Genomic DNA, 24,941 nt, shown 5'->3' with positions numbered 1-24,941 from the left:
CGCCCACGCCCTCAGACCTTCTCGATCTCGGGTCGACCGAGCAGGCCCGAGGGACGGAAGATAAGCACCAGAACAAGAATACCGAAGGCCGCGACGTCTTTGTATTCGACAGTGAAATAGCCGGACCAAAACGCCTCAACCATGCCCAGTAGCATGCCCCCCAGCATGGCGCCGGGCAGCGAGCCGATGCCGCCAAGAACGGCCGCCGTGAAGGCCTTGAGACCGGCGATAAACCCCATGAAGAAGTCGATTACGCCGTAATAAAGCGTCACCATGACTCCGGCCACCGCCGCCAGCGCCGCCCCCATGACGAAAGTCAGCGAGATGGTACGGTCGACATCGATGCCAAGCAGGGTGGCCATGGTGCGGTCCTGTTCGCAGGCACGCTGGGCCCGACCCAACGAAGTGCCACTGATCAGCGAGGCGAAAGCCGCCATTAGAACCACGGTCAAAATGACGATAAAGATTTGAATATAGCTCAGGGTGACGAGGAAGTTGTCGGCCTCGTAGACATCAAACCTGCCTTCAATGATCGGGCTGATCGCCTTGACGCCCGCGCCCTGGCTGAGCAGTACGTAGTTCTGCAGGGCGAGCGACATGCCAATGGCCGAGATCAGTGCCGCCAGGCGTTGCGAGCCGCGCAACGGCCGATAAGCCACCCGCTCCACCGTCCAGCCGTAGAGCGCGGTAAACAGCATCGTCACCACCAGCACCAGCAGCAGCGCCAGCGGCACCCAGGTTATGCCGGCGGCACCAAGAATGGTGAAGCTAATGATGGCGACGAAGGCACCGATCATGTAAATCTCGCCGTGGGCGAAATTGATCATGCCGATAATGCCGTAGACCATCGTGTAACCGATCGCGATCAGCCCGTAGATGCTGCCGAGCGTCACGCCGTTGATCAGTTGCTGAAGAAAATAGGCCATTCGCCCCCCGCCCGCGGTGCTCCACACCTAGAGCAGATTCCCCTCATTGGGAACCGGCTTATGGCGACGGAATCTTGCCTTGCTTTAAGAGGACATATTCCAGGTTGCTCTAGGCAAGTCCCATTAACTCCGCTCACTCAAGGCAGGCAAGCCGACCGTGGAAACCTCGATGCCGGTATCAAAATCAACAGCTGTGATCTTCAGTGCGCCGCCGACCTGGATGAAATCGTAAATGACCTCGGTCGGGTCCCAGGCCGCCCCAGCCATGCGCAAATCAGGCGGCGGCGCGGCTGATATCGAGATTACCCCAGACCCGGCGCAGGGAATCGACCAGATGGTCCATCATGGCGTCATCATGCAGCGGGCACGGCGTGATGCGCAGCCGCTCCGTGCCGCGCGGCACGGTCGGATAGTTGATCGGCTGCACGTAGATCCCGTGATCGCTCAACAACTCGTCGCTGGCACGCTTGCAGAGCACGGGATCACCCACGATCACCGGCACGATGTGGCTACGGTTCTCGATCACCGGTATGCCCACCTCGGCGAGCCGCCGCTTAAGGGTCCGTGCTCGCTCCTGGTGGCACTCGCGTTCGGCATTGCTGGCCTTAAGGTGCTTGACCGCTGCTAGAGCGCCCGCCGCCACGGCCGGCGGCAACGAGGTGGTGAAGATGAATCCAGAAGCGAACGAGCGCACCACGTCGACGATCGAGGCGGAAGCCGTGATATAGCCGCCCATGACGCCGAATGCCTTACCCAGCGTGCCCTCGATGACGTCGACCTGCTCCATCAGACCCTCACACTCGGCAACGCCACCACCGCGCGGACCGTACATGCCGACAGCATGGACTTCGTCGAGATAGGTCAGTGCGTTATGACGCTTGGCAACCTCGCAGATCTCGCCGATGGGCGCGATATCGCCGTCCATGGAGTAGACGGACTCGAAGGCCACGATCTTGGGCGCGTCCGGATCAAGCTCGCCCAAGAGCTCATCAAGGTGGCCAGGATCATTATGGCGGAAGATCTTTTTAGGCGCCTTGGAATGGCGCACGCCCTGGATCATAGAAGCGTGGTTGAGAGCATCGGAGAGAATGACGCAGCCTGGCAGGATCGAGCCCAGCGTGGAGAGCGTCGCGTCATTCGAGATGTAGCCAGAAGTGAACAGCAACGCCGCGTCCTTGCGGTGCAGGTCGGCCAGTTCGCGCTCCAGCAACACGTGATAATGGGTCGTGCCGGAGATATTGCGTGTGCCGCCGGCGCCGGCCCCGACCTTCTGCAAAGCCTCGGTCATGGCGCTAACGACATCGGGATGCTGGCCCATGCCGAGATAGTCGTTCGAGCACCAGATCACGACATCGCGTTCGCCGCCATTCTGAAAATAGGTCGCTTTCGGAAAGTTACCAGCATGGCGTGCCAAGTCTGCGAATATTCGATAACGCCCCTCTTCTCTAAGAGAATCAAGAGATTGAGAGAAGTACTTATCGTAATTCATTAGCTCGTTTCCGTTCTTTGGCCCGAGGCCAATCTAACCTAGTCGCCGATAGTCTCAAATCAAGCGCCAATGATCCTTGATCAAGATCATACATCTCAACGTACGTAGCCGAGGTCGGACCAGACCTTCTCGATTCAGGGCACGGACATCATGTACCTGAAGGTCGCCGAGCCGAGCCGCAGCAAGATCATCGCCTACCTGATGAAGTAACGCTGGCTGCGAGTTCTTATCCGCTGAGAGATGCCTAAACGACTTCAAGGCCGCTGGATAGGAGGCTAGTTAATCGGATCACGACGCACTTCCGCCAAAGCATTCAAATCAGGTTACTGTTTCAGTTATCTCGCGTGCCGCTAATCATTGAAACCAGCGGCTACGACGCGATTTTTTCGACCAGATCGTGAAAGTCCTCGGCGATGACGTCGTGGACTTGATCCGGTTCATCGACTTGATCGAATAGGTCGAGATCTCCCCATTCCTCGGTTCGCCGGACAAAGGCTGTTTTCAAACCCTGTTCACGGGCAGCAAGAAGGTCAAAAGTGAAGGCGTCAAGCACGCGCTGAAACATATCGTCTTTGGCCGCACCACTTCGAGCCAATCCGCCTAAAGCCATTTCGCCCCGGCCCCGAAAGGATGCCCCGTTTGCAAAGCAGCAGCTAGCACCGGGTGCTTAGGCCGCCGCGTAACCGCCATCAACGATCAGGGTGTGGCCGGTGATGAACGAGGCCGCCGGCGAACACAGGAACAGCGCTGCATCACCGATCTCCTGCGGCCTTCCCCAGCGCTTCATGGGCGTCCGCTCGATGATCGTTTGGTAGCGCTCGGGCTGGCTCTCCGAGAGACTCGCAGTCAGCTTGGTCTCGATCCAACCCGGCGCAATGGCGTTGACGCGCAGACCCTGCGCCGCCCAGCCGATAGCCAGCGACTTAGTCAGATTAACCAGCCCGGCCTTGCTCGCAGCATAGGCGGGCGTCGCCAGCGAGCCATAGAAACTGAACATCGAGGCGATATTGAGGATCGCGCCCTTGGCGATGACCAGCTTGCCGAGACAGGCATGGCTCATGCGCATGGCACCGATCAGATTGGTGTTGACCACCTGGGCGAACTGGTCAGGCTGGTATTCCTTGCCCTGGCGCACGATGGTGCCGGCATTGTTTACAAGAATGTCAATGCGCGGAATTTGCGACAAGAACTCCTCGATCGACAGGTCGTTTGTCACATCGAGGCGATGGACGGCAAACTCACCGTAGGGCGTGCTGTGCTCGCAAGCCTTGATGGTCTCGCTGCTGCGCCCGGTCACGGCGACCTCGGCGCCAGCCTCCTGAAGCGCCAAGGCGATGCCGTAGCCGATGCCGGAGGCACCGCCCGTCACTACCGCTGATTTACCGGAAAGATCGATCGCGCGTGCCATGTCCTGCCTCAGTCAAGCGTGTTCACGGGATTGGGGACGGGCTCGCCGAATAACACCGCCTTCAGATTCGCCGCCGCGATCTCGATCATGCCATGGCGCGACTGCACCGTAGCGCTGGCGATATGCGGGGTCAGAAAGACAGTATCGAGCGACTTGAGGCCGTCCGTGACCTTGGGCTCGAACTCGTAGACATCGAGACCCGCTCCAGCGATCTGGCCCTCTTGCAGCGCCGTCAACAGCGCCTCTTCATGCACCACGGGGCCGCGGGCGATATTGATCAGGTAGCCGTCCTTGCGCATTGCTGCGAGCTCCGGCGCGCCAATCAAGTGCCGTGTCTCAGGCGTCAACGGCGTCAACAGCAGCACGAAACGGGCCTCGGCCAGCAGTCGGTCGAACGGCATCCAGGTCGCACCAAGCTCAGCCTCGATCTCGGGCGCAACGGGGTTGCGGTTGTGATAGGCGATGTCGATACCGAAGCCTTTGGCTCGGCGCGCCAGCGCCTGGCCGATGCGGCCCATGCCGACGATGCCGAGCGTCTCGCCCTGCAAGGCAGTGCCCCAGAACAAGGGAAACGAGAAAGTGTCGAGCTTGCCGGCACGAGCATAGCGCTCAGCCTCGCCAAGACGTCGGCCGACCGCAAGCACCATGGCCATGCCGAAATCGGCCACCGCGTCCGTGAGAACCCCTGGGGTATTGGTGACCTGTATGCCAGCGGCGGTCGCTGTCTCGAGATCGACATTGTCGGCCCCGGCTGAAGCGTTCGCCAACACCTTGAGCTTGCCCTTGCCCGCCACGAGCAAGTCGGAGCTCACTGGAATCATATGGATCAGCAGACCGTCCTTGCCCTCGGCTAGGCGTGCCAGCTCGGCCGCATCGGGCACTCCATCCTCAAAAATATCGACATGTGAGACATCGAAATGGCGCCGGAGATCGGTGAGAACCGCCTCCGACGCCCAGCTCACAACCAGAACGGAAGGCTTCATGCCTGGCTCATTTGCGGCTCCAGGCTTCGACCTTCTGGCGCTGCCGGCCAAGACCCTCGATGCCAAGGGTCATCACGTCACCCTTCTTGAGGAAGGTCTGCGGCTTCATGCCAGCACCAACACCGGGCGGCGTGCCGGTGGAGATCACGTCGCCCGGGTTGAGCGTCATGATCTTGCTGAGATAGGCAATCAGCTTGGCAACGCCGAAGATCATGGTCTTGGTGTTGCCTGTCTGGCGGCGCTCACCGTTGACGTCGAGCCACATGGCGAGGCGCTGCGGATTTTCCACCTCGTCGACGCTGACCAGCCACGGGCCGATCGGCCCGAAGGTGTCGCAGCTCTTACCCTTGGTCCAGGTCGGGCCGTGTTCCATCTGCCACTCACGCTCGGAAACGTCGTTGCAGATGGTGTAACCGGCAACGTGGCTTAGCGCGGCTTTCTGCGTCACGTTGTTGGCGGCAGTGCCGATAACCACGCCCATCTCGCACTCCCAATCTGACTTCTTCGAGCCCTTGGGCATGATCACGGTATCGTTCGGGCCATTGAGAGCGCTGTTGGCCTTGATGAAGAGAATTGGTTCCGTGGGGATCGGACTGCCGGTCTCCTTGGCGTGATCGACATAGTTGAGGCCGATGCACATGATCTTGCCGACCGGTGACCATGGCACGCCGAGACGCGGGCGCCCCTTTACCAGTGGCAGACGCTTCGGGTTGTAGCGCGCAAGCTTGGCCATGCACTTGGGGCTCAGCAGATCTGGCGTTATGTCGTCGATCTTACCGCTGAGGTCGCGCAGCTTACCGTCGGCATCGACGAGACCAGGCTTTTCCCTACCAGCGCGGCCGTAACGTACGAGTTTCATGTTGCCTCCCAACCCCTTCAGGGCCGATAGAAAGTTACAAAAGTAGCTGGGCAATCATGTGATTTAGAGGCTAATGCCTCCATCCACCACGATTGCCTGGCCGGTCATAAACGCTGCGGACTCTGATGCGAGATAGGCAACGAGTCCGGCGATTTCATCGGGCTGCGCGAGGCGGCCCATGGGTTGTCTATCGATAAACATGCGCCGCGCGGCCTCGGGGTCGTCGAAGGCCTGAATACGCTCTCCGAGCGATGGCGTCTCAACAGTTCCAGGACAAACGGCATTGCACGTGATTCCATGCTCGATGTAGTCCATTGCAACCGACTTGGTCAAACCTACAACGGCCGCTTTGGTAGTGCCGTATGCGGCACGGCTTTTCACCCCGCTCACCGAGGACGCGACCGAGGCCATGTTGACGATGCGACCGTAGCCCTGCTCGACCATCCCGGGCAGGTAGGCGGTGATGGTCCGGCGCATGGAATCAACGTTGATGTCGAACGAGCGTTCCCAGTCCTCGTCATCGCAGTCGAGCAGACTACCGACAGCGACATAACCGGCGCAATTGAATAGAATGTCCACAGGACCCGTGCGCTCGCACGCAGAGGCAACCGCTTGCGCATCGGTGACATCGAGGGTGAAGGTCTTGGCACCATCGAGACCCCCCAGCTTGGCAGTATCGATATCCGTTGCCCAAAGCTTTGCGCCGGCGGCCAGAAAGCGCTCGGCCGTGGCGCGCCCGATACCCTGGCCGGCAGCCGTAATCAGTGCCGTTTTGCCTGCCAGGCTCATCGAATGAAACTATTTTTCTGGGCCACTCGCGACCCGATTTCGACCCCGTGCATGCCGTCGCTATCCTCCTGATCTGGCGGCGCGACCATACCGGCGCGACGGTTGTGGCGGCAAGGACTTTGCCATTGTCGGCAAACGGTGCTTGCGCGAGGTGCTGGAATGGCCATATTTGCTGCGAATTATCAGAACTATAGAAGCTCGCGAGGTTCGCATGTCCGACCAAGTTCTGACCGTCCGCCTGCATCAGGCGGACAACGTGGTCACAGCCAAACAAACCATCGTCGCCGGCGCTCCCGTTCCTCCCCAAGGGATTTTGGCCATCGCGGAGATACCCGCCGGCCATAAGGTGGCAACACAGGCTATCGCGGCGGGCGAGGCAGTGCGCAAATACAACCAGATCATTGGTTTCGCGACCGAGGGGATTCCGGCCGGCCAGCACGTTCACACCCAGAACGTCGAGATGAAAGCCTTCAAGCGTGACTACGCCTATGGCGTCGATGCCTGCAATACGGCTTTCGTGCCGGAAGCGGAGTGCGCTACCTTCCAGGGCATCATGCGTGCCGACGGTCGCGTGGCAACGCGTAACTACATTGGCATCATCAGTTCGGTGAATTGCTCGGCGACGGTGGCAAATTATATTGCCGACGCCTTTCGCGGCGATGCCCTGGCGAACTATCCCAATATCGACGGCGTGGTAGCGCTGACCCACGGCTCGGGCTGCGGCATGTCCAACTACGGCATCGGCTGGGAGTTCCTGCAGAACACACTCAACGGCTACAAGTCGCACCCTAACTTCGCCGGCGTCGTCGCCGTCGGACTCGGCTGCGAGGTTAACCAAATCTCGAGCATGATCGAACAGCACGGCTGGCAGACTGGCAAAATGCTTTCAACCATGACCATCCAGGACACGGGTGGCACCCGCAAAACCATCGAGGAGGGCATCGCGCGCATCCGCGAGATGCTGCCTGAGGCCGACAAGGCTGAACGCCAGGCCGTGCCCGCGAGCCATATCGTCCTGGGTCTCGAATGCGGCGGCTCAGATGCCTATTCTGGCATCACCGCCAATCCGGCACTGGGTGCCGCGGCGGACCTGTTGGTACGTCATGGCGGCACCGCGGTGCTTGCAGAAACGCCCGAGGTCTACGGAGCCGAGCACCTGCTCACCCGGCGTGCGGTCTCCAAAGCGGTCGGCGACAAGCTGGTCAAGCATATCCTGTGGTGGGAGGAGTACGCCGAAAAACACGGCGCCGAGCTAAATAACAATCCCTCGCCCGGCAACAAGGCGGGTGGGCTGACAACCATCCTGGAAAAGTCCCTCGGCGCCGTCGCCAAGGGCGGCACGACGAATCTAGTCGATGTCTACCAATATGGCGAGTTGGTTACGGAAAAGGGCTTCTGTTTTATGAACACGCCAGGCTACGATGTGACCTCGGTCAACGGCATGGTGGCGGGTGGCGCAAACGTGGTCTGCTTCACCACCGGACGTGGCTCGGCCTTTGGCTGCAAGCCGACACCTATCTTAAAGCTTGCCTCCAACAGCACCATGTATCAGCGCCTTGAAGAGGACATGGATATCAATTGCGGACCGATCGTCGATGGCGACGAGAGCGTCGAGGAGGTCGGCGAGCGCATCTTCCACAAGATCCTCGCCACAGCGTCAGGCGAGCCCACAAAGAGCGAGGCACTTGGCTATGGCGACAACGAGTTTGTGCCCTGGCAAATCGGCGCCTACATGTAGGCATCTACGCACAGGCAAAAAATGGCCGATATTGGAGCGTCATGGCCTTTTACGATCTCGGCAAGCCGTCGATCTTGGTTGTGGTCGACGATGATCCAAACACCATCGCGCTGATGTCGGATATCGTGAGCGGATTAGGCGCCGTTGCCGTGGTCACCACGCCCAACAGCGCTATGGCGGAGACGATGCTCGCCTATTCTCAGAAGGCGCCTATGGGACCGGTCTTCGTCGACTACCAGATGGGCCTAGGCCATTGCAGCCGCGCTGCATGCGAGCTGATCGACGCGCCACAGCTCGCACAGAAACATGCCGGCACAGCGAAAGAAAGCTGCCTATGAGTGCCACCGATCACATCCGCACCCAAGTGCGTGAGCTGCAGCACTCGGGCATCCGCGAGATTGCCCATGTCGGCATGGACCGGCCCGGCGTCATCCCGCTCTGGTTCGGCGAACCCGACCTGCCGACGCCGGATTTCATCATCGCCGCCTCGGATGCGGCCTTGCGCGCCGGCGAGACCTTTTACAGCCACAATCGTGGCGTGCCGGAGCTGCGCGACACAATCAGCGACTACACCAACGCCCTGTACGGCATGGCGTTAGACATCGACCGTATCACAGTGACCTCGGCTGGCATGAACGCGCTCATGATGATCGCCGAATTGCTTGTAGAGCCGGGCGACAACATCGTCTTTGTCACCCCGCTGTGGCCCAATTTCTTCCGCTGCGTCGAGATCATGGGCGGCGAGGCGCGCCAGGTGCCGCTGCAACGTAGCGGTGACGGCTGGGCACTCGATATCGACCGCCTGTTCGAGGCGTGTGACGGGCGCACCCGCGCCGTCTGCGTCAATTCGCCGAGCAACCCGACGGGCTGGATGATGGACCGCAAGACCCAGGCCGAAGTGCTTTCCCGTTGTCGCCAGCGTGGCATCTGGCTGATCGCCGACGAGGTCTATGCCCGCATCATCTACGACCGGCCCTATGCGCCCTCATTTCTCGAACTCGCCGAGCCCGAGGATCTGATGCTAGTAGTCAACAGCTTCTCCAAGACTTGGGCCATGACCGGCTGGCGCTTGGGCTGGATCACAGCGCCGGCCTCGATCGGCCAGGCGCTGGAGAGCTTGAGCGAGTACAACGTGGCCTCCCCCAGCACCAACGCCCAGTATGCCGGCATCACGGCGATCCGTGACGGCGAGCCTTTCGTAGCCAATATGGCGGACCGCTATCGCATCGCCCGCGATATGGTGCAGCAACGCCTCGGCGCCATGCGCCGCGTACGTCTGACCCGCCCGGAGGCCGCCTTTTACGCCTTCTTCGCGGTCGATGGCGTGGACGACAGCCGCGTCTTTGCCAAGCGCATCCTGGACGAAACCAATGTCGGCGTGGCGCCGGGAACAGCCTTCGGTGAAGGCGGCGAGGATTACCTGCGCATCTGCTATGCCAAGTCGCCGGAGCTGCTGGCCGAGGCCTTCGAGCGTCTGGCGCCGTTGCTCGACGCGTGAGCGCCATCTCACCGGAAGAGATTGCGTACGCGGCAGCGAAGCTGCGCGGCGGCGACCTGGTCGCCTTTCCCACCGAAACCGTCTACGGCCTTGGCGCCGACGCCACAAATGACCATGCCGTGGCAAGCATATTCAAAGCCAAGGGCAGGCCCGAATTCAACCCGCTGATCGCCCACGTCGTTGATCGCGCCGCGGCCGAGCGCCAGGCGGTTTTCGACCAGGACGCGACTACGCTGACCGAGGCCTATTGGCCGGGGCCCCTCACTTTAGTGCTGCCGAAGCGGCCTGACTGCACCATATCCATGCTCGCCCTCTGCGGCCTCGACACCGTGGCCCTGCGATGCCCCGCTGCAGCAGTTGCCCAGGCCTTGCTGGCGGAAGTCGACTGCCCGATTGCCGCGCCGAGTGCCAACAGCTCTGGCCGTCTCAGCCCGACCACGGCGCAGCATGTAGCCAATGATCTCGACGGCAAAGTCAACTTCATCCTCGACGGCGGTCCGTGTTCCATCGGCGTGGAATCGACCATCGTTGATCTCTCCGTCACCCCAGCCGTCCTTCTACGCCCGGGCGCCATCACGCGCGAGGACATCGCGACCATCATCGATATCCGCGACGGGAAAGGTGATGCGCACGTCCCGAAAGCGCCGGGACAGCTGCTCAGCCACTATGCCCCGCACACACCCCTGCGTCTCAACGCCACGGGCGTCGACACCGACGAGGCCTTGCTTGCTTTCGGCCCGAGTGTCCTGGATGGCGCCTCTGTCGTGCACAATCTCAGCCCCGCCGGCGATCTCGCCGAAGCTGCCGCCAATCTCTTCGCCATGTTGCACGCGCTCGACGATTACGGCGCTAGGGCTATCGCCGTCACCGCGATCCCCGACGATGGTCTCGGCGGCGCCATCAACGACCGGCTCAGGCGCGCTGCAGCACGATAAGCGCTTGCCGCAAATTGGCACGAGTCTGATCCTCGAGCCGGCGCTTTGCGTCCATGCTCAGATATGTTGCGGGCGGCCGAGAAAGCCTTGCACGACTTCGCCGCGCGCTCGGCGATAGACGAGCGCGGGTACCCAGGCGTATTTATGCCTAATCTGTGCGCCGTACCGGCCGAGGGTCTGGGAATTTTGGCCTAAGATAGAGAGATTCAAACCGACGAGTAGCGCGGTGTCTCCACCGACACAATTGCCGCATATTTGGTTGCTAGAATCACGTCCACTATCGGCCGACTCATGTGGTCCAGGCCGGCGCCACCACAGAACGCCTCGGCTCAGGCGGCACCGCACACTTCGTTATCTCTAAGGTGTGTGTCACAGACGACGTTATCGAGCCAAATGATCAGCGCCAGCTACCTCGACTCTTGCACCTATTGCCGAACTAAGTACAATGCGTTCCGAAAGACAGCAATATGCTCGAGCGTGTGGCAATGGCGATGCGGTTCGCCATAGGCGACAGCGATGGCGGCAAAGCCCGTCTTTTGGTCGGCGCGCGCGTCCACTTCGATGAGTGTCTCCCGATACGGTTCCACCAGATTCGCTTTCTGCTGCGACCTCATCTCATGCAGACTACGATATCGGAAGCGGTTCCGGCCACCCGACGAATGTGGTACCGATCGTTACGATTTGGAGGGAGATTTGCCATGCGTGCCGCCGTCGTCGCCGCGAGCTTAGTTCTGTTTCCGCCGATCTCTGCTGCTCAGGAAGATGACAGTTCCTCCTTCGAGCTCAATGTGATCAGCGTCGAGGGGCTTGTGCATCTGCACCTCGTCGGCATTCCCAATCCGGACCATACCGAAAGCATTTTGGCAGTCTCGAACATCCTCGAATCCCAGGTGACGCTGCACCTCCTCGACGATCTCGCTAAGACCCGCAACGGCAAAACATTGTCGTCGTTTCGGTACCGCGGCCAATGATGATTACCGACCACCTGCGCTCGATCGTCGGCGATATCGGCTGTATCACCGACCCAGACCAACTCGCGCCCCATTTGCTGGATCAACGCGAGAAGTATCGGGGCAAGACGTCGATCCTAGTGCGTCCCGCGAACACGGCGGAGGTTGCCGCGGTGGTGCAGTTGTGCGCCGACACGCGCGTTCCCATCGTGCCCCAGGGCGGCAACACGTCCATGGTCGGCGGCTCGGTGCCGAACGACAGCGGCGATGCGATCATACTCTCGCTCTCACGCCTGACCACAATCCGCGAGGTCGATGCCGCCAATTACTCTTTGTGCGCTGAAGCTGGCTGCGTTCTGGCAGATCTGCAAGCCGCAGCGGCGAACGCCGAGCGCCTGCTCCCGCTCAGTCTCGCGGCCGAAGGCAGCTGCCTCATCGGCGGCAATATCTCTACCAACGCCGGCGGCACCAACGTGCTGCGTTACGGCATGGCACGCGAGCAGGTGCTGGGCCTCGAGGTGGTGCTGCCGAATGGCCAGATCTGGGACGGTCTGCGAGCGCTGCGCAAGGACAATACCGGGTACGACCTCAAGCAACTTTTCATCGGCGCTGAAGGTACACTCGGCATCATCACCGCGGCGATGCTCAAGCTTTCGCCGATTCCGCGCAGCACATGCACCGCCTGGCTAGCCGTGTCCGATCCGGAAGCCGCGCTAACGCTTTTGACCTGCGCCCGCGAGGCGAGCGGCGACACGGTGACGGCATTCGAGCTAGAAGCGCGTCGTTGCGTCGATTTCGTGCTGCGCAATATCCCCGGTACGATGGACCCCCTCACCCAACACTATGACTGGTACGTGCTCGTCGAACTGACCTCGCCGGCCAGCAACGCCGGGCTTGATGCGGTGATGGAGACTATTCTCGAAACCGCCATGGCGGATGGCCTGGTGCTAGACGGCACCATCGCTGCCAGCGAGGCGCAGGCCCGGGCGCTTTGGGCCCTACGCGAGAACGTCTCCGAGGCTCAGAGACCAGAAGGCGGTAGCATCAAGCATGACGTCTCGGTGCCGGTGAGCCGCATGCCCGAGTTCCTGCGCCGCGCCACGGCGCTCACCGAGGAGACCATCCCAGCCGCCCGCCCCGTTCCCTTCGGCCATGCCGGCGACGGCAATATCCACTTCAACGTCACCCAACCCGAAGGCGCCAACAAAGTGGAATTTCTCACTCGCTGGGAAGAGCTTAACGCCGTCATCCACGACCTGGTGATGGAGATGGGCGGCAGCTTCTCGGCAGAGCACGGCATCGGTCAGCTCAAGCGCGAGGCGCTGGTCCATTACCGCCAGCCCGTCGAGATCGAGATGATGCGCGCGATCAAAGCGGCGCTCGATCCGCATGGGCTGATGAACCCCGGCAAGGTAATCTGAGTGCGGCCTTCGCCAACAGGGCGACAATCGGCCACCGGCGTGTGGGTCGCCGACCACAGTCTCACCCACGAGCAGCAGGTCACGTTCGGTCGTGCCGTCGGCGAGACGCTAGACCTCCCACCCTTCTAACACCCAACTCGTGACACGGAGCGACCCCCATGGCAACTGGATACACGGCCCCCTTGCGCGACATGCGATTCGTGCTGGAAGAGGTGATAGGCCTCGACGCCCTGTCCAAGCTCGATGGCCTGGAGCAACTGACGCCGATCCTAGTGGGCCAGGTGCTCGACGAGGCAGGCAAGTTCGCCTCCGAGGTCTTCGCACCCCTCAACCAACCAGGCGACCTCGAAGGCGCGCAACTGGTCAACGGCGTCGTGCGCATGCCCGATGGCGTGGTCGAGGCTTATGGCAAGTGGTGCGAGGCGGGCTGGCCCTCGGTCGCCGGCAACGTAGAGCACGGCGGCATGGGGCTCGGCGTAACCATGGCGACGGCCATCGGCGAGATGTGGCAGTCGGCCAATATGGGGCTTGCCGACGGACTGATGTTAAGCCAGGGCGCGATCGAAGCCATCGAGGCCCACGGGACACCAGAGCAGAAAGCCAAATACCTGCCCAAGCTGATCTCGGGCGAATGGGCAGGCACGATGAACCTGACTGAGCCCAACGCCGGCTCTGATGTGGGCGCGCTCAAGAGCCGGGCGATGCGCGACGGCGAACGCTGGCGTGTCACCGGTACCAAGATCTTCATCACTCACGGCGATCAGGACATGAGCGAGAACATCATCCATCTCGTTCTCGCCCGCACGCAAGGCGCGCCCGAAGGCGTCAAGGGCATATCGCTATTCATCGTGCCGAAAGTGCTAGTCAACAACGATGGCAGCCTCGGCCAGCATAACGATCTGCGCCCAGTCTCTCTGGAACATAAGATGGGGCACATGGCGAGCCCCACCTGCGTCATGTCATATGGAGACGACGGCGGCGCTCACGCGGAGCTGATCGGCGGTGAGCAGCGCGGCATCCAGTGCATGTTCACGATGATGAACTCGGCCCGCCTCAGCGTCGGCGTGCAAGGGCTGGCGATCGCCGAGCGCGCCTACCAGGCGGCGCTCGACTATGCCCGCGACCGCGTCCAGGGCACCATGATCGGTGAACGCTCAGACGAGGCCGTGGCTATCATCCGCCATCCCGACGTGCGCTGTATGCTAATGGACATGCGCAGCCAGATCGAGGCCATGCGCCTGCTTTGCTATTCGCTGGCCAGCGCGTTGGACGCCGCGACACGCAAGACCAACCCGGAAGCTCGCGCCCGTGCGCAAGGCTACGCCGACCTCATCACGCCAGTGGTCAAGGGCTGGTGCACCGACCAGGGCTTCGCCGTAGCCTCGATTGGCGTGCAGGTGCATGGCGGCATTGGCTATATCGAGGAGATGGGTGCGGCCCAGCACCTGCGCGATGCCCGTATCACTATGATCTACGAAGGCACCAATGGTATCCAGGCCCTCGATCTGGTGCGCCGCAAGCTGCAGCATGACGGCGGCGGTGTAGCTCGGGCCATGATCGAAGAGATGCGAGAGACGGCGCGCGCCTGCTCAGCCAGCGACCACGAAGCGCTGACCGCCATCGGCAGCGACCTCGCACCTGCCATCGACGCCCTTGCTGCAACAACGAAATGGATCGCCGAGACCTTTCGTGCGGATCCCGTCGCCGCCGCTTCCGGCGCCACACGCTACATGCGCATGCTGGGCTGGATCACCGGCGGTTGGCAGCTCGCCAAGAGCGCTCAGGTCGCCGACTCCAAGATCGACCATTTTCCGGATGACGAGGCCTTCTACACCGCCAAGCTCGACACCGCTCGCCACTATGCCAGCCAATATTTGGCTCCAGCAGCGGCGGAAGCGAGACCTATCATGGCCGCAAAGGCGACCGTCATGGCAATTCCAGAGGCTGAACTTTGAGAAGGGTCATAAGCTATTCGATCGTGATCTTTACCTGCGCAAAACCTAGCAATTTCAACACCACTTCTACTCAGGTGATAAATCAAACCGTAGGATCGCCATGGATTGTTTGGCCATAACGCCTATCGCGATACACCCATCCGGTGCATTCACCCTGCCTCCACAGGCCGCCCCGTCAGCGGATATTCCGGGTCAGTATAGCCTGGCGTGGAGGGGTTCCCCGCCGGCACCGAAGCCGCGATCAGCTCCTCATCCTCAGCCGTCCAAGCGTGCTCGCTGCTGGCAAGATAATCCTTCATATGCGAGACGGTACGCGGGCCGACGATAGTTGCTGTAACTAACGGATTTGCTAGCACCCAATTAATAGCGTAATGCACTGGGTTCATGCCGCGATCGCTGGTGTGAGACACGACCCTCTCGGCTATTTGCAGCGACTCCTCGCGAAATTCTGTCTGCATCATGCGTTTGTCAGAACGACCCGCGCGGGTTCCCTTGCGCGGTGCCGTGCCGGGCTTGTACTTGCCCGTCAGCACGCCGCGTGCGACCGGGCTATAAGGCACGACACCCATATCAAAATTGGCGCAAACCTCTAGCAGCTCGACCTCTGGCATGCGGTTGAGTGCGTTGTAATAGGGCTGGCTAACGACGGGACGCGGCACACCCATGGCATCGCAGAGCCGCACGACATCGGCGTGACGCCAAGCGCGGAAATTCGACAGCCCGAAGGTGCGTGTCTTACCCGCCCGGATAGCCGTTGCCACCGCATCGATAGCCTCCTCGGTCGCCACCGTGCGATCGTCACGATGAAAATAGAGAATGTCCACGGCATCAACGCCAAGGCGCTTGAGGCTGGCATCAAGCCCCTCCGTGATCCAACGACGCGACAACCCGCGCATGTTCGGATTGTCTCGGTGCATAGGTTGCGCCACTTTGGTGGCCACAACCCAGTGATCCCTGGTTGCCTTGATGGCGCGCCCAACCACTCGCTCGGACTTGCCGGCGTTATAGGCGTCCGCGGTATCGAGAAAGTTGATCCCGGCATCGCGCGACATATCGATAATGCGCCGCGAAGTCTTCTCGTCGGTCTGCCCACCAAACATCATCGTGCCGAGGCAAAGGCGCGAAACGGTCAGGCCGGAGTGGCCGAGCTTGCGTGTCTCCATGGGGTAACCTCAGTCAGCTAGAAAGTCTCTTATCAGAGCAACAAAATCATCAGTGCGATCATGGTGCGCCCAGTGTCCAGCGCCCTCGAAATTGATCACGCGCGTGTTCTGAAAGTGGTCTACACGGCCATCCTGCTCCGGATCGCTGGCCCAGCTTTCGCTGCCGCGCACGTGCAGCACCGGACATGTGATGCGCCGCCAAAGCTGCGCCACCTGTGCTTCGCTCAAACCCGTCTGCGGGAAGATGCGGACATAGTTATCGAACTTCCAGCTATAGCTCCCATCCTCGTTCTGATTGACGCCGTGCACGGTGAGATGGCGCGCCTGCTGGGGCGACAGATGCGGGTTCTCTTCCTGCATGCGGGCCAAGGCGTCCTCGACGCTGGCATAGCGCCGGGGCAGGCGGCCGGAGATCTTGCGCAAGGTATTGACCCACTTACGCAGGCGCTCGTCGAGCGGCTTGCCCATGGCCTCGTCGATCACCCGCGGCGACGGGCCGAGGCCTTCGATCGAGACCAGATGCGTCACGCTTTCCGGATAAAGCCCGGCATAGCGCAGGCAGATCATGCCGCCCAGAGAATGCGAGAGAATGCGGACCGGTATTAGCTTGGTCTGATGTAGGAGCTGGGCGATATCGTAGACGTAGTCGGTTAGCTCGTAGGTGCCGCCAATCATCCACTGGGAATCACCGTGGCCACGCAGGTCGGGCGCGATGATGTGGTACTCCTCGCGTAGCGCCTGGGCCACCCAGTCCCAGTTGCGGCAGTGATCGCGCCCGCCATGCACCATTAGGAGCGGCGGCGCGTCCTCGTTGCCCCAGTCCACATAATGCAGACGTAGCCGTTGTGAGACGTAACTGTGTGAGGTAGGTCCGGGATTCTGCGCGGCCACTGCTGTCCTCTCAAGCAAATGTTAGATCGGCCCGCATGGCCATGGCGCCATCGGCATCCACCGCCCAGGCAGATCCTCGGCCATCGCCGTCCGCCGCACCTTCCACGATCAGGGCACGGCCGGCATAGACCGGCCGCATAGCGCGAAAACGCACACCGGCGAGGGTACGCTCCGGCGCTTCGCGCGCCACGAGGTCGAGCAGTAGGCTGGCGGTCAGTGGCCCGTGCACGATCAGGCCTTCGTAGCCTTCCTCTTCGGTTACGTAGGGATGGTCATAATGGATACGGTGGCCGTTGAAGGTGACGGCCGAATAGCGGAACAGCATCACTTCGTCGGGCACCAGCGCGCGTCGCCACTGCCTTTCCGACGGTGGCGCCTGGATCGGCGGCGGCTCGGCATCGAGCGCCGCAGGCACGCGATAGACGATGTCATGCCATTCCTCCAGCGCCAGCTCACCGCCCGACAGGTAGCGGTGATGCACAGTGACGAAGGCCAACGCACCGGCACGACCGCTCTTCTCCTCCACCGAGACAATATCCGACTCCCGGCGTGCCTTGGCACCGATAATCAAGGGGCGGTGAAAGACCAATCTGTTGCCGGCCCACATGCGCCGCGGCAACGGCACAGGCGGCAGGAACTCGCCGCGCGCCTCGTGCCCGTCCAGACCGAGCGCCGACTGCGCCGCGATATCGGGGAAATAGAGCCAGTGCCAACCTGGCGGCAAAGCCTCACCCTCGCCCGGCGCGCTGTCATAGTCGAGCGCCGCCGCCATGCCGCGCGCCTGAAACGGCGCAATCAGATCATCGCTGACACGGGTGCTTCCCACCCAGTCGGTCAGGGCCTCGCTCATGCTGCGAACTCCTTGCGTATGGCCTCAGAATGCTCGCCAAGAGCGGGCACCGGCCGGTAAGTTGTATCATCTGCTAGGTCAACGAGAGCTGGAGCGATCACGCCTACTTCGCCGTTTTGCGTTGGACAGCCGATGGTGCGTAGTTGCGGATTGGCCTCCCGCATCTCCTCGCTGCCAACCCCGGCACGTGCCGCCGCACCCGGCGCCAGGTTCTGAATGTAGATATCCGCTTTTCTTAATATTGCTTTTAAAACAGATAGATCACCAGGGTTTTTTATATCCAACGTCAATGATTCTTCGCCGCGATTAAGCCAGACGAAATAGGCGCTTTCACCATCCACTACGTGATCGTAGTTGCGCGCGAAATCGCCTTCCAAGCGCTCTATCTTGATAACGCGGGCACCGGCGTCGGCCAAACGCGACGAACACAGCGGCCCCGCCACCGCCTGTTCGAGCGCAATGACCAGGATGCCGTCGAGAGGAGGCGCTTCGGTCGTCATCGTGGTCAGTACGAGCGCGGCATACCAAGCACCTTATGCCCGATATAAGCGAGGATCATATTGGTCGAGATTGGCGCGATCTGATAGAGCCGCGCCTCACGATATTTGCGCTCTATGTCGTATTCTTCGGCGAAGCCGAAGCCGCCGTGGGTCTGTAGACAGGCCTCGGCCGCGGCCCACGACGCTTCCGAGGCGAGCAGCTTCGCGGTGTTAGCTTCCGGCCCACAGGGCTTGCCTGCTTCGAACAAAGCCGCAGCCTTGCGGACCATCATCTCAGCCGCCTGCAATTGCGCCCAGGCACGTGCGATGGGGAACTGTACCCCCTGGTTCTTCCCGATCGGCCCCCCGAAGACTTCGCGCTCGCTGGCATAGGCGCTTGCGCGATCAATGAAAAAGCGGGCATCGCCCAGGCTTTCCCAGGAAATCAAGATGCGCTCGGCATTCATGCCATCGAGAATGTAGTCAAAGCCACGCCCCTCCTCGCCGATCAAGGTGTCGGCTGGGATATGCAGGTCGTCGAAGAACAGCTCTGTCGTGGCGTGGTTGATCATGGTCCTGATCGGCCGGATGGTGAGCCCCTCACCGACCGCGCTACGCATATCGACAAGAAACACCGACAAGCCCTGACGCCGCGATGCCACCTCTTCGCGCGATGTGGTGCGCGCAAGCAGCACCATGAGATCGGAATGCTCCGTACGGCTGATCCAGACCTTTTGCCCGTTGACACGATAGCCGTTGCCGTCGCGTACCGCCGTAGTGCGGAGATTGGTGGTATCGGAGCCCGTGGTCGGCTCGGTCACGGCAAAAGCCTGCAGGCGCAACTCTCCGGAGGCGATGCTAGGCAGATACTGCTGCTTCTGCGCCTCCGAGCCATGCTTGAGCACGGTACCCATGGTGTACATCTGAGCATGGCAGGCGGCGCCATTACAGCCGGCCTGGTGGATCTCCTCCAGCACGGCGCCGGCTGCCGAAATGGGCAGGCCACTACCACCATACTCCTCGGGAATGAGAGCAGCCAGATAGCCCGCTTCGGTCAAAGCCCTGACGAAGTCCGTCGGATAGGCCCGCTCGCGATCGAGAGCGCGCCAGTATTCACCGGGGAAATCCTGGCAAAGCGTACGCACGCCGTCGCGTATCTCAGGATAGGTCTCGCCGATCGGGACCGCTACGCCTTCACCGGCAGTAACTTCCACACCGCCCATCATACTCGCCTGTCGTTTTGTGCCTTTCGCAATCGCAACATATCGGCCCGCCGAAAGGCTCACAAGCTGGCAAAAAGGCCACGTTGGGCACATTCGCTATCTTCTATGTCAAAGCCTAGATGAGAATGCCGATCCGCGCGGGCAACGCCTACCAGCGCCGTGAGGAGATGCCGCAGGGCGTTAGCGCCTTCCACATCATGGATATGGTTGAGGTCGACTGGAACAATGCGGCTCCGTCCGCGCGGATAGACGGCGCCACCGCGTGGTACATGGTCAGCGGTAGTCGCGCCGGTAGCATGGGCGCGGTAGAAACGGTACCATTCTCGACCAGAGAGGCTGCGCTGGCCTTTGCCGCTGATTTCGGTGGCGAGGTTGCAGCGTTTGGCGGCATACCGATGGAGGCGGTGCTCGCCTTTCACTAACGTATCTGCCGAGAGACCACATGCCACTGACCGATGCCGAAACTACCCTGATCGACGGCTTCTCGAACGAATACAAGCTCGCCGGCGACGCCCTACTCCATGAGATTGAGAAATCCGTGTGCGGCTGCACCTATGGTGCCAGCAGCTGGACGACCCGCGAGGAGGCCGACACGGCGGCGGACATGTTGGGATTGGCGCCCGGAAGGCGACTGCTCGATGTTGGTACCGGCTGCGGTTGGCCAGGTCTCTATCTAGCCTCGGCCAGCGGCTGTGAGGCAATGTTGCTCGACCTACCCTTTAGCGGCTTGCAGGCGGCTGCGCGCCGGGCGGCAGAAGACGACACGGCGGGGCGCTGTCAGCCGGTGCGTGCCGATGCCGGCGCGATTCCCTTTGCCGACAACAGCTTCGATGCGATCCACCATTCCGACGTTCTGTGCTGCCTGGAAGCCAAGCTCGATGTCCTGCGCGAATGCCGACGGGTCCTTCGTCCGACCGGAGCCATGGTATTCTCGGTCCTTGCCATATGCCCCGGCCTCAGCAAAACAGAAGCGGAAAAGGCCGCCGACACGGGTCCAGCTTTCGTTGACACCCCTTTCGACTACGTGACGATGCTGGAAATGGTGAATTGGCGGATCACGAAACATATCGACGTCTCCGCCGGATTCCTGCAAACCGCCGATACGCTTATCGAGGAGGAGGAGCGGCACGCCTTGCGCCTGGCCGCGCTGCGCGGTGACGCTCGGCAAGGTCAGCGGTTAGCCACACTACGCAAACGCCGCGAGGGTGTGTCATCGGGGCTCATCTGCCGCGAGGTCTACCAAGTAGCACCGGTCCGAGAATGAGGGAGACGCAATGAGACTTCGCCAAATCGCGCTTGTCGCAACGGATCTCGAGGCCCAAGTCACGCTCCTGCATGATATACTCGGTATCGAGGTCGGCTATCGCGACCCCAATGTCGGCGTCTTCGGTCTCAAAAACATCCTGGCCCCGATCGGTGGCGAGTTTCTGGAGATCGTCTCGCCAGTCGAGGAGAACACGGCCGCAGGCCGCTACATGGCAAGACGCGGCGGCGACAGCGGCTATATGGTGATCTTGCAAACGGACGATGCGGCCCGCGACCGCCAGCGCATCGCCGATATGGGCATTCGCATCATTTGGAATATCGACCGACCAAACCATATCGCGGGCCAATATCATCCACACGATGTCGGGGGTATTCTGCTGTCGATCGAATCCCAACCCGGCGTCACGGCAATCCACGAGCCCATGTGCGACTGGCCCCCGGCCGGCCCTGACTGGCGCGACCATGTGCAGACTGGGCGGATCAGCGCGATTACCGGCGTCGACATCGCGGCCGCCGACCCGCCAACCATGGCGCAGCAGTGGGCGGAGATCCTGCAGCACGATCTTATCGATCCGGTCACGCTCGCCCTACCCAATGCCAAGCTGCGCTTCCGCCCCGGCGGCGACGGTATCCTCTCGCTCGATGTTGCAACCCAAGCCCGTACCGCCATATTGGCAGCAGCGGCGAAAGCCGACCTACCCCATACCGATGACAGCGTCACGCTCTGCGGCACTGTCTTCAATCTTCGCTAGAGAGCTTTCAGATCAGCGACGAGCTTTACGAAACCTTGACCAGGAAGGACAAGGTGAACATCTCCGGTTGAGGCGCCTCAAGACGGCTCGTTTCGAACGTAGCATTTAGGCTATTTAAGCCGTGATCGGATGGCGAGAAATTGAGTCAGGCAGGGCCGCATGATAGCGTGACCCTGGCAAAATCGCCGGAGGGATCGTCTGTGTTACGGATCTTCACGTTATGTCTTTTCTGGCTGGCGCTGGCAGCGGGCAGCGTGGCGCGGGCTGGTGAGCCTCCCGTGGCCATGCTCAAGCTTACGGATGAGGATGTATGGGTCCCCGGGCAAGGTAGCTACGCCGCCGAGTTCAATCGCTGGGCCTGGCTGAATTTCGGCGCTCCGATTGCACCCGAGGAGTTGGCCATGGCGGGACTATCCGCCGGCACAGCGACAACATTTTCTCGATCTCGGGAGGCCTTCTCTGCACCAATCTCCACGCTCGATCAAGACCGGCTGCGCGCCTTCGCCTTGGGTCGAAAATTATTTCGCGTACGCTGGTCGGGAAGAAGCACAGTGCAGGACGGCTTCGACGGCTTAGGCCCGACCTTCAACAGAAACTCTTGCTCCGGGTGCCATTTGAAGGACGGCCGCGGCCAGCCGCCGGCAACTGTGGACAAGCCGATGGAATCGATGCTGGTCAGGCTCAGCGTGCCCGGCAAATCCGCGCATGGCGGGCCGCTGCCCCACCCCGTTTACGGTGGTCAATTGCAGGACAAGGGCATCGTCGGCGTGCCACGTGAAGGCCGCGTGACGATCGAATATCGCGAGATCACCGGTAGCTTTGCGGATGGTGAGCCCTTCAGCCTGCGCCAACCCGTCTACGCCTTTGGAGACCTGCAACACGGCCCTGTCGGCGCGGATGTTCTGGTATCGCCGCGCGTGGCACCAGCAATCTATGGCCTTGGCTTACTAGAGGCGGTGGAGCAAGCGACAATCGAAGCTAACGCTGACCCGGATGACGCGGACAGCGACGGAATTTCCGGTCGCGTCAACAGAGTATGGGACCCCGTCTCGGGGCAACAAGCGATCGGCCGCTTCGGCTGGAAGGCGAACACGCCGAACCTCTATACCCAAGTGGCGGCCGCCGCGCATGGCGACATGGGACTAACCACATCGGTCTTTCCGCAGGAAAATTGCCCTGCAGCACAGGCCGCCTGCGCCGAGACCCACATCACTGATGCGCCGGAGCTCGACGACGCACGCCTCGCGACGCTGGTACTCTATACCCGTTCCTTGGGGGTGCCGGCGAAGCGCGACGTCCACGACCCCGCAACGCACCGCGGCGCAGAGATCTTCGACGACATCGGCTGTGCCGCCTGCCACACGCCGACGCTCAGCACGGGCTCAGATCCGGCCCTGCCCGAACTCACCAATATTACCATTCAGCCCTACACGAACCTCTTGCTGCACGACATGGGCGAAGGCCTGGCAGACGGCCGTCCGGATTACGCCGCTTCCGGCAGGGAATGGCGCACGCCGCCGCTATGGGGCATCGGCCTGGTCCATCGCGTCAATATGCACAACAATTTCCTGCATGACGGACGAGCACGTGGACTCATGGAGGCCGTGCTTTGGCATGGTGGCGAAGCACAGGTAGCACGTGACACGGTGATCGAGCTGTCAAGCTCCGACAGGGACGCGCTCTTGGCCTTCCTCGCGTCGCTCTAGCGTTTCTCTTGATCCATACCAACAAAATGCGAAAGCTGCGGGCTAAAGTGACACTCGGAGTAAACCGGCGTGCGATTAACGATCGGCAGCCTCCAAGTCTTTGGATACGGCCAAGCGGAGTTCTGAACCCGGCCATGATCAGGTGCCTCAGCCTCATCGCCCTGACAGTTTTTGTGGTGAGCCACGCAGGGCCGGGTCATGCGCAAGGCATCGACGATAGCGTGCCGCGCCGCGAGCTCGGTTTCATTGCCGAAAGCGGCGACGAAAAAACTAAGATAGTGGTATCGGCGAACATCGGCGTCACGCCTATCGTCAATCCGGTCGAGGTCACGGTCACGGTTGATACCCTACCTTGGTACCTGGTGACGTTTCCCCATGTCCGTGGGGAATGGGGCGCCTTCAAAGTCGTCAAAGAAATCAAGGTGCCAAAGAAAGCAATCAGAAACTCCGGCGATCAGCTGCATAGAAGTCAACGGCGCTATATTCTTGAACCGACAGAACCTGGCTTTCATTCAATGCCAACCTTACTCTTATCGATATTGGATTCGAGTAACCTGCCTTCCGTTGCATGTGTTTACCGCGAGGAGTGCAAAGTAGAAAATTTTGAGCGTGGATATACGGTTACGTCAGAGTTCATGCGCACAGCACCGATCGCGATTGAGGTTACATCAGTGCTACCCCCCGACGCCGATATCACCAAGCCTAAGGACATCCTGCCGCCGGTCACCCTGCTGCCACCACCGCCGACCCCGATCGTATGGCAGCCCTATGCCATTGTCGCGGCATGTATCCTAACGACTATCCTGCTCGGCCTGTGGCTACGGCAACGGCTCTCACAGCCACCCCGGGCGAAGCCTGTGCCCATGGCGCCGGCCCATGAGCTGGCGCTCGCGGCTCTTGCCAACCTGGAAGACATGCGGTTCGCAACAGCCGAGGAGATCGATATTTTTCACGTGCGATTATCGGCCATTTTTCGTCGCTATCTCGATTGGCGGTTTGGTCTACGGGCCGCTGAACGTACGACCGACGAGGTCGTCAGCGCCATCGCCGAACCGAGCGCAGTTGCCCTCGTCGCCATGCAACGTGAACTCACGCAAAATTTTCTCAAGAGTTGCGATCAGGTGAAATTTGCCCGCCATCAGCCCGGCGGCGAGGAAAGCCGAGGTTTGTTGACCGTGGCGACGAGCTTTATACAGGAAACTGCAGATGCCAATGCCCGTGTGGCGCTGACGCGGGCGGCGGAAGTTTCGTAAAACTAAGAGCGCTTACTGAGCGGTCAACTCGAGAGCCAGGTCCGTAGTTCCGAGCGACACTGTTTCTCCACTGGTCGCGAAGACCTCCCCGTCGCCCACCTCACCAGCACGACCGTCGCGGTCCGTATAGGCCTCGACGATATACTCGGTGAAGCGCGGATTGCCGTTCATATCGATGATGGGGCTAACGCGAAACGGCTGCGGCAAGGAAAATCTGTCAATAATCTTGTACGTGAGATCGTGTTGTACGCCATTCTTGGGGTGGTAAATACGCAGGATAAGCCGATCATCCTGGCGCAACACAGCGTCTTCGTTACACGCCGGCGAGACAACATCGGAATCATCAACAACGACACCGCAGGCAGAAGAACCCAACGACACCGTACCCGCGAGAATAAGGGGACCGC

General features: G+C 61.1%; 25 protein-coding genes and 1 pseudogene. 12 read left to right on the top strand and 14 right to left on the bottom strand.

The genetic code is table 11. From position 1 onward, the window contains the following. Positions 1-11: 11 nt before the first annotated feature. The 8 genes from QF629_02445 to QF629_02410 all read right to left on the bottom strand — a co-directional run bounded on the left by QF629_02445 (position 12) and on the right by QF629_02410 (position 6,454). On the bottom strand, positions 12-926 hold the full coding sequence (locus tag QF629_02445; GenBank protein ID MDP6012395.1) for a branched-chain amino acid ABC transporter permease LivH: 915 nt from the start codon (positions 924-926) through the stop codon (positions 12-14). Positions 927-1,049: 123 nt separating this feature from the next. Then, positions 1,050-1,193, bottom strand: a complete 144-nt coding sequence (locus QF629_02440; GenBank protein MDP6012394.1) for a hypothetical protein — start codon at positions 1,191-1,193, stop codon at positions 1,050-1,052. Between the two features lie 7 nt (positions 1,194-1,200). Then, a complete protein-coding gene (hemA, locus tag QF629_02435) occupies positions 1,201-2,415 on the bottom strand; it encodes a 5-aminolevulinate synthase (GenBank protein ID MDP6012393.1) in 1,215 nt (404 codons plus the stop codon). 370 nt (positions 2,416-2,785) lie between these two features. Next, positions 2,786-2,980 (bottom strand): hypothetical protein, encoded by a 195-nt coding sequence (locus QF629_02430; protein MDP6012392.1) that lies wholly within the window; start codon positions 2,978-2,980, stop codon positions 2,786-2,788. 102 nt (positions 2,981-3,082) lie between these two features. Further along, positions 3,083-3,823 (bottom strand): SDR family oxidoreductase, encoded by a 741-nt coding sequence (locus tag QF629_02425; protein ID MDP6012391.1) that lies wholly within the window; start codon positions 3,821-3,823, stop codon positions 3,083-3,085. Positions 3,824-3,831: 8 nt separating this feature from the next. Then, positions 3,832-4,806: a D-glycerate dehydrogenase gene (locus QF629_02420; protein ID MDP6012390.1), complete on the bottom strand. Its 975-nt coding sequence runs from the start codon at positions 4,804-4,806 to the stop codon at positions 3,832-3,834. A 7-nt stretch (positions 4,807-4,813) separates the two neighbouring features. Then, positions 4,814-5,665 (bottom strand): fumarylacetoacetate hydrolase family protein, encoded by an 852-nt coding sequence (locus QF629_02415; protein ID MDP6012389.1) that lies wholly within the window; start codon positions 5,663-5,665, stop codon positions 4,814-4,816. Between the two features lie 63 nt (positions 5,666-5,728). Beyond that, positions 5,729-6,454 carry an SDR family oxidoreductase gene (locus tag QF629_02410; GenBank protein ID MDP6012388.1) on the bottom strand — a complete coding sequence of 242 codons (726 nt, stop codon included), beginning with the start codon at positions 6,452-6,454 and terminating at the stop codon, positions 5,729-5,731. Positions 6,455-6,665: 211 nt separating this feature from the next. On the opposite strand from QF629_02410, the gene QF629_02405 reads away from it, so the two are divergent. The 7 genes from QF629_02405 (at position 6,666) to QF629_02375 (ending at position 14,951) form a co-directional block, all read left to right on the top strand. Next, positions 6,666-8,192, top strand: a complete 1,527-nt coding sequence (locus tag QF629_02405) for an altronate dehydratase family protein (GenBank protein MDP6012387.1) — start codon at positions 6,666-6,668, stop codon at positions 8,190-8,192. A gap of 41 nt (positions 8,193-8,233) precedes the next feature. Then, positions 8,234-8,530 (top strand): hypothetical protein, encoded by a 297-nt coding sequence (locus tag QF629_02400; protein ID MDP6012386.1) that lies wholly within the window; start codon positions 8,234-8,236, stop codon positions 8,528-8,530. Next, positions 8,527-9,690 (top strand): pyridoxal phosphate-dependent aminotransferase, encoded by a 1,164-nt coding sequence (locus QF629_02395; GenBank protein MDP6012385.1) that lies wholly within the window; start codon positions 8,527-8,529, stop codon positions 9,688-9,690. Before QF629_02400 ends, QF629_02395 begins: the two co-directional genes overlap by 4 nt. Beyond that, a complete protein-coding gene (locus tag QF629_02390; GenBank protein ID MDP6012384.1) occupies positions 9,687-10,625 on the top strand; it encodes an L-threonylcarbamoyladenylate synthase in 939 nt (312 codons plus the stop codon). Before QF629_02395 ends, QF629_02390 begins: the two co-directional genes overlap by 4 nt. Positions 10,626-11,323: 698 nt before the next feature. Further along, positions 11,324-11,596, top strand: coding sequence for a hypothetical protein (locus QF629_02385; GenBank protein ID MDP6012383.1), 273 nt, complete (start codon positions 11,324-11,326; stop codon positions 11,594-11,596). Further along, entirely contained in the window at positions 11,593-12,996 is a 1,404-nt protein-coding gene (locus QF629_02380) for an FAD-binding oxidoreductase (GenBank protein MDP6012382.1), read from the top strand. The genes QF629_02385 and QF629_02380 overlap by 4 nt, the downstream gene beginning before the upstream one ends. A 158-nt stretch (positions 12,997-13,154) precedes the next feature. After that, positions 13,155-14,951, top strand: coding sequence for an acyl-CoA dehydrogenase (locus QF629_02375; protein MDP6012381.1), 1,797 nt, complete (start codon positions 13,155-13,157; stop codon positions 14,949-14,951). A 149-nt stretch (positions 14,952-15,100) separates the two neighbouring features. Here the strand turns inward: QF629_02375 and QF629_02370 are convergent, their stop codons facing one another. The 5 genes and pseudogenes from QF629_02370 to QF629_02350 all read right to left on the bottom strand — a co-directional run bounded on the left by QF629_02370 (position 15,101) and on the right by QF629_02350 (position 19,560). Beyond that, the gene (locus tag QF629_02370; GenBank protein MDP6012380.1) at positions 15,101-16,114 is read right to left on the bottom strand and encodes an aldo/keto reductase; all 1,014 of its coding nucleotides are present in this window, start codon (positions 16,112-16,114) and stop codon (positions 15,101-15,103) included. Positions 16,115-16,123: 9 nt separating this feature from the next. Beyond that, positions 16,124-17,005 carry an alpha/beta hydrolase gene (locus QF629_02365; protein MDP6012379.1) on the bottom strand — a complete coding sequence of 294 codons (882 nt, stop codon included), beginning with the start codon at positions 17,003-17,005 and terminating at the stop codon, positions 16,124-16,126. Between the two features lie 10 nt (positions 17,006-17,015). Beyond that, positions 17,016-17,855: a MaoC family dehydratase N-terminal domain-containing protein gene (locus QF629_02360; GenBank protein ID MDP6012378.1), complete on the bottom strand. Its 840-nt coding sequence runs from the start codon at positions 17,853-17,855 to the stop codon at positions 17,016-17,018. A gap of 131 nt (positions 17,856-17,986) precedes the next feature. Beyond that, positions 17,987-18,355, bottom strand: a pseudogene (locus tag QF629_02355) (CoA transferase). A 5-nt stretch (positions 18,356-18,360) separates the two neighbouring features. Continuing rightward, positions 18,361-19,560, bottom strand: a complete 1,200-nt coding sequence (locus tag QF629_02350) for an acyl-CoA dehydrogenase family protein (GenBank protein MDP6012377.1) — start codon at positions 19,558-19,560, stop codon at positions 18,361-18,363. Between the two features lie 116 nt (positions 19,561-19,676). Between QF629_02350 and QF629_02345 the strand changes: the two genes are divergently transcribed. The 5 genes from QF629_02345 (at position 19,677) to QF629_02325 (ending at position 24,534) form a co-directional block, all read left to right on the top strand. Continuing rightward, positions 19,677-19,979 carry a nitrous oxide reductase accessory protein NosL gene (locus QF629_02345; GenBank protein ID MDP6012376.1) on the top strand — a complete coding sequence of 101 codons (303 nt, stop codon included), beginning with the start codon at positions 19,677-19,679 and terminating at the stop codon, positions 19,977-19,979. 20 nt (positions 19,980-19,999) lie between these two features. Continuing rightward, positions 20,000-20,821 (top strand): methyltransferase domain-containing protein, encoded by an 822-nt coding sequence (locus QF629_02340; protein ID MDP6012375.1) that lies wholly within the window; start codon positions 20,000-20,002, stop codon positions 20,819-20,821. A 10-nt stretch (positions 20,822-20,831) separates the two neighbouring features. Then, positions 20,832-21,575, top strand: coding sequence for a VOC family protein (locus tag QF629_02335; GenBank protein ID MDP6012374.1), 744 nt, complete (start codon positions 20,832-20,834; stop codon positions 21,573-21,575). A 200-nt stretch (positions 21,576-21,775) separates the two neighbouring features. Next, positions 21,776-23,281: a di-heme oxidoredictase family protein gene (locus tag QF629_02330; GenBank protein MDP6012373.1), complete on the top strand. Its 1,506-nt coding sequence runs from the start codon at positions 21,776-21,778 to the stop codon at positions 23,279-23,281. A 134-nt stretch (positions 23,282-23,415) separates the two neighbouring features. After that, on the top strand, positions 23,416-24,534 hold the full coding sequence (locus QF629_02325; protein ID MDP6012372.1) for a hypothetical protein: 1,119 nt from the start codon (positions 23,416-23,418) through the stop codon (positions 24,532-24,534). Between the two features lie 12 nt (positions 24,535-24,546). On the opposite strand, the gene QF629_02320 is transcribed toward QF629_02325, so the two are convergent. Then, the coding region (locus tag QF629_02320) for a hypothetical protein (GenBank protein MDP6012371.1) at positions 24,547-24,941 on the bottom strand (395 nt) is incomplete at its 5' end.

This window comes from Alphaproteobacteria bacterium (assembly GCA_030739735.1).
In the GTDB taxonomy this organism is placed as follows: Bacteria; Pseudomonadota; Alphaproteobacteria; order UBA7887; family UBA7887; genus UBA7887.
This window is presented reverse-complemented; position numbering and strand designations above follow the sequence as displayed.